The sequence below is a fragment of the Pseudoalteromonas sp. NBT06-2 genome, from assembly GCF_002276045.1.
GTDB lineage: Bacteria > Pseudomonadota > Gammaproteobacteria > Enterobacterales > Alteromonadaceae > Pseudoalteromonas.
Genome location: NZ_NQMR01000235.1, coordinates 1 through 5,818, shown reverse-complemented (window position 1 = coordinate 5,818; position 5,818 = coordinate 1). Strand labels below are relative to the sequence as shown.

Here is a 5,818-nt window from a genome sequence, read left to right as displayed (position 1 = left end):
CAATGGCTTCAATTTACTCTTTTATAGAGCTACTCTGTAGCCCTTATTCAATAAGGCTTACAGCGACACACTGGACTTTTCGCTGAAATGGCCGAAAATCCCCTTAATATAATGTCACAAACTAATTTGCTGACAATGGAAGGTTAAAGTTAAGGACGTTCCCATTAAAGTCCTATTTACTTTCTTTCATATTTAAATTACTATCCAGTACGTCTTGTAATACATGTATCCTTTTGAATATAAAGGAAATATAAAGAAAACTAATCTTCTCTGAATTTTAAATGAAAAAGCTTTAATCAAAAATACTATTGAAAGTTTGTTTAAAGTAATTTAGTTACAATAAATAAGGATATATTTTAAATAATGCAATATTTTATTAAAGCAATATCTACCGTAATTATTTTAATTACGCTTACATTACCTCTAATCTTAAGTACTAATGCTTTAGCTGTAGGGACACCTACTGTTTCTTTATCTTGGTCACCTACCACCATAAATTATGGAGAAAGTTCAACATTAAACTGGCATTCTATCAATGCCCCTACTCCTACAAGCTGTCGCCGTGATGGCAATGTTGTTGGGCGCTCGGGTTCTTGGCTAGGTACCAATCGGACGGTCAACGTCACATCAAATTTTGAGTGTACAGGTAGTGACGGTACGACTGTTTCAACATCAGCTACGCTTACCGTCATACAACCACTTCCTATTTCGGTATCATTATATTGGTCACCTTCTACAATAAATTATGGGGAAACTTCAACATTAAACTGGTCTTCAACCAATGCTCCTACACCAACAAGTTGTCGCCGAGATGGCAGTGTTGTTGGACGTTCAGGTGCATGGACTGGAGGTAATCGTACAACTAGTGTTACTTCAACATTTGAATGTACAGGCATTGACGGTAAAACAGTATCGACAACAGCTAATTTACAAGTACTCCCACCTCCACCTCCAATTTCGGTATCATTATATTGGTCACCTTCTACAATAAATTATGGGGAAACTTCAACATTAAACTGGTCTTCAACCAATGCTCCTACACCAACTAGTTGTCGCCGAGATGGTAATGTTGTTGGTCGTTCAGGTTCATGGACTGGAGATAATCGTACAACTAGTGTTACTTCAACATTTGAATGTACAGGCATTGACGGTAAAACAGTATCGACAACAGCTAATTTACAAGTACTCCCACCTCCACCTCCAATTTCGGTATCATTATATTGGTCACCTTCTACAATAAATTATGGGGAAACTTCAACATTAAACTGGTCTTCAACCAATGCTCCTACACCAACAAGTTGTCGCCGAGATGGCAGTGTTGTTGGACGTTCAGGTGCATGGACTGGAGGTAATCGTACAACTAGTGTTACTTCAACATTTGAATGTACAGGCATTGACGGTAAAACAGTATCGACAACAGCTAATTTACAAGTACTCCCACCTCCACCTCCAATTTCGGTATCATTATATTGGTCACCTTCTACAATAAATTATGGGGAAACTTCAACATTAAACTGGTCTTCAACCAATGCTCCTACACCAACAAGTTGTCGCCGAGATGGCAGTGTTGTTGGACGTTCAGGTGCATGGACTGGAGGTAATCGTACAACTAGTGTTACTTCAACATTTGAATGTACAGGCATTGACGGTAAAACAGTATCGACAACAGCTAATTTACAAGTACTCCCACCTCCACCTCCAATTTCGGTATCATTATATTGGTCACCTTCTACAATAAATTATGGGGAAACTTCAACATTAAACTGGTCTTCAACCAATGCTCCTACACCAACTAGTTGTCGCCGAGATGGTAATGTTGTTGGTCGTTCAGGTGCATGGACTGGAGATAATCGTACAACTAGTGTTACTTCAACATTTGAATGTACAGGCATTGACGGTAAAACAATATCGACAACAGCTAATTTACAAGTACTCTCACCTCCACCTCCAATTTCGGTATCATTATATTGGTCACCTTCTACGATAAATCATGGAGAAAGCTCAATATTAAACTGGTCTTCAACCAATGCTCCTACACCAACGAGTTGTCGCCGAGATGGTAATGTTGTTGGTCGTTCAGGTGCATGGACTGGAGATAATCGTACAACTAGTGTTACTTCAACATTTGAATGTACAGGCATTGACGGTAAAACAATATCGACAACAGCTAATTTACAAGTACTCTCACCTCCACCTCCAATTTCGGTATCATTATATTGGTCACCTTCTACGATAAATCATGGAGAAAGCTCAATATTAAACTGGTCTTCAACCAATGCTCCTACACCAACGAGTTGTCGCCGAGATGGTAATGTTGTTGGTCGTTCAGGTGCATGGACTGGAGATAATCGTACAACTAGTGTTACTTCAACATTTGAATGTACAGGCATTGACGGTAAAACAATATCGACAACAGCTAATTTACAAGTACTCTCACCTCCACCTCCAATTTCGGTATCATTATATTGGTCACCTTCTACGATAAATCATGGAGAAAGCTCAATATTAAACTGGTCTTCAACCAATGCTCCTACACCAACGAGTTGTCGCCGAGATGGTAATGTTGTTGGTCGTTCAGGTGCATGGTCTGGAGATAATCGTACAACTAGTGTTACTTCAACATTTGAATGTACAGGCATTGACGGTAAAACAGTATCGACAACTGCTAATTTAACAGTGGTAACAACTCCTGTTTTAAAGTGGAATCCAGCTCAAATAAAGCACGGTGGTGGTTCAGAATTAATTTGGGATGTAGTACTTGATGGTTATAGTGAGTGCAAATTAGATAACTCAATGATTACTTCAAGTGGATCGAGTTATTATCCGACTATTATAGGTTCCAAAACCGCAAAGATCTCATGTGAATTTGCAGATGGAACTGGCAATGTTACCCAAGAGGCTATTGTTTCGAGTTGCCCTAGCAGCGTTGATACAGATTATATTTCAATAAAACAATGCGGTGCAAAATCTGGAGTTGGTGAAGATGGTGTCGCAAATCTTTATGCTTTAAAAAACGCAATTGATTTTGCATATAAAAATAACAAGTATGTTTATATTCCAGCAGGTGATTTTACTTTAGAGTTAGATGCGCCTATCGATATAGTTAAACCTGTAAAAATAGCCGGTGCTTCAAAATTATTATCTAAGCTAAATGTTAGTAGCAAGGTTAATTTTATTAACATCGATAATGTCAAAAATGGTAGTGTTATATTTTCTGATTTAACAATTCAGTTTGCAGACAAAGTACAAAAATTGACAGAGCGAATAGGCCTTAAAGCGATACAAACTCAAAATTCAGTCTATTTTGGCGCAAGAAACCTTCAAATATTTGGTTTTGGAACGGCGATACAATTTAATAATATGAATAAAGCTGAACTCGATAATATTGAGGTAGGAGCGTGCGATAGTTGCATCAATATTGATTCTCCACAAGGAGATTACTACTTTTCAAAGGTATTAATAGATGCCATGTTGAAGAATGCAATTACTGTAAAAGGTAGCCCTGCAAGTATATACCTTGAAGACTCGGTCATTCAAAGAGCTGGGCCCAAATACGGATACAACATTGATTTTGTTTATAGAGACGCAGGGGTAGATAAGCCTATAACGAATACCGCCTTAAATGCTAAGTTACATGAAAATTCGGAGACTTTCTTTTTTATTAGCAACCTTTATGTTGAAGGAATGATAAAAGCGATTGAAATAGAAAATGTAAATACTTTTGTATCAGATGGTAGCTTTATACAAGGGTTCGATACTCACCCGTTACCAAGTGAAAGTATACTTTTTAAGTCAATTAACTCTAACTCATATTTTTTTGGTTCAACGGGCCAGAATGGCTGGAAAATTAAGTATGACATTGATGATTTAAAAACAGTTCATGGTAGCCTATATCCTAGTGATGGGAAGTTTAATGCTGTTAATCGATGGGATGAGAAAGTATATATGACACCTCCAACATTTTCTGATGATTTTCTTACATTTAATCCAAAAGATCGCTATCTAGATACCAGTTCATTTATAAAGGCTAATTGCAAAAAATTAGACAATACTAGTTGTACTCAACACCTGAAAGGAGTTATTGAAATAGCAAGAAATGAGTTTAAAGGTGTTCACCTTGAAAGGGGTCGTTATACTTTAGGTAAAGAATCTCTAAAATTGGATATCAATGATGGGAGTATGAAGCATATTATCATTACAGGCGCAGGCAGTGAAGAAACCATTCTTAGCGGGGAATATAGTGACTCTGCATTATTACAGTTGGGAATTATAGATGAAAACCGAAAAAAAGTTGGTTTTACTGGGGTTGAAATCAAAGATATAGGCTTTGAAAATACAGTAATATCTGATAATAATTCAATTGCTATTCTTGCTCCCTATAGTATTTCGCGATCTATTTTCAAGGACTTGTCTATAAAGGGCTTTGATAAGGGGATCGAGATAAATAGGTCAACACATACTCATTTCCAAGATATAGCGATTACAAACGCTAAGACAGGAATACACTTTAATGCTCGCACATGTCTTAATGCGTTAAAAGATATTGACTTTAACAAGTGTGATTGGAACAAATTCACTCCTAAAGATATTGAAGGTATTGGACTTAAGGATATTGGATATTTCAATAACGCTAATGTACTTACAAATATCAATATCAAAGGATTACAGAATGACGGCATTGGAATTGATTTACATTCCATGACAGCTTCAATTAAAGGCCTTAAGATAAGCACGGAAAACTCAATTAATACGACAGGCATTCGTATACAGCCTCCAACAATCGATACTTTAAATATGTTTAATAATTCATTGGATGATATTGAAATAAAAAATATTACCACCGGGATTAAAATCAGAAAGAGCGATTTTACTGGACTTAATAAAATTTCATTTAATGATAAACTTTGTGTTTCTGCTAAAGGGCTGATGAACGAAGTAATAAACTGTTTAAATAAAGATTCTACTTCTCATGTTGAATAATAATGGAATTGGATTTTTTGTATAAAAGAGAGTAGTAAGATAAGTTATAAATGAGCGCTAATTAAATTTTGCTTTGCGCTCATTTTATAATTAATGTATTAAGAAGTTAGTTTTGTGGTGTTGTTTACCATGGCATGTAACTTTGTCGGTTAAAATACTTGTATTTTATAACCTCGAACTGCATATTCATTGGTCTAAACTGAAAGTTTAAATATTTAAAGTGCCATTAATATTGAATCGCTTATTTTATGGTTAAATCCAACTTTAACTTACGGTTCAGAACCTCATATTCTAACAAAAACCACTGCCGTAATGTATTCTCATATTCATTACGATCATTTTAATAAAGACGATATTGTAAAAATAGGTTCTGAGCCCAAGTTTTTAACACTATTAGGCTTTGCAAAACAGTTTCCAGATAATGGTTTTGATATCAGTGAAATGGCTTGGTATGCCAGCAAAAAATTAGGTGAAGTAAAAGCACATTTTGTTCCAGATAAGGTGTCGGCTACGCGCGACCTATCCTTGTTTATTATGTGTTTATTTAGCTGGCTCTCGACACTCACCATAATACTGAAACTCTACAGGAGATATTTTATTAGTTGTTTCATCAACTCGATACAGCTCTGCTTTACAATGTGAGGAATGCGCGCCTAACATACCTGACACACTCATCTCATAATACTCGTTTGCTTGAGGTATAAATGAAGTGTAAATAGTACAGTTACTCATACCCGCAACAGACATAATCATGAAGCTATATTTTTTACCTACGGCTAGGTTTACACCCTCAGGGTTTAATTCAGAAATTAAAGGGTTATACCAATCAGATTAAATT

2 protein-coding genes are annotated in these 5,818 nt (G+C 36.1%); one reads left to right on the top strand and one right to left on the bottom strand.

Going from position 1 to position 5,818, the window contains the following annotated elements:
• The first annotated feature begins 363 nt into the window (after positions 1-363).
• Positions 364-4,980 carry a hypothetical protein gene (locus CJF42_RS24570; protein ID WP_095369157.1) on the top strand — a complete coding sequence of 1,539 codons (4,617 nt, stop codon included), beginning with the start codon at positions 364-366 and terminating at the stop codon, positions 4,978-4,980.
• Positions 4,981-5,520: 540 nt separating this feature from the next.
• Here the strand turns inward: CJF42_RS24570 and CJF42_RS24565 are convergent.
• The gene (locus CJF42_RS24565) at positions 5,521-5,733 is read right to left on the bottom strand and encodes a hypothetical protein (protein ID WP_095369156.1); all 213 of its coding nucleotides are present in this window, start codon (positions 5,731-5,733) and stop codon (positions 5,521-5,523) included.
• Between the last annotated feature and the right edge of the window lie 85 nt (positions 5,734-5,818).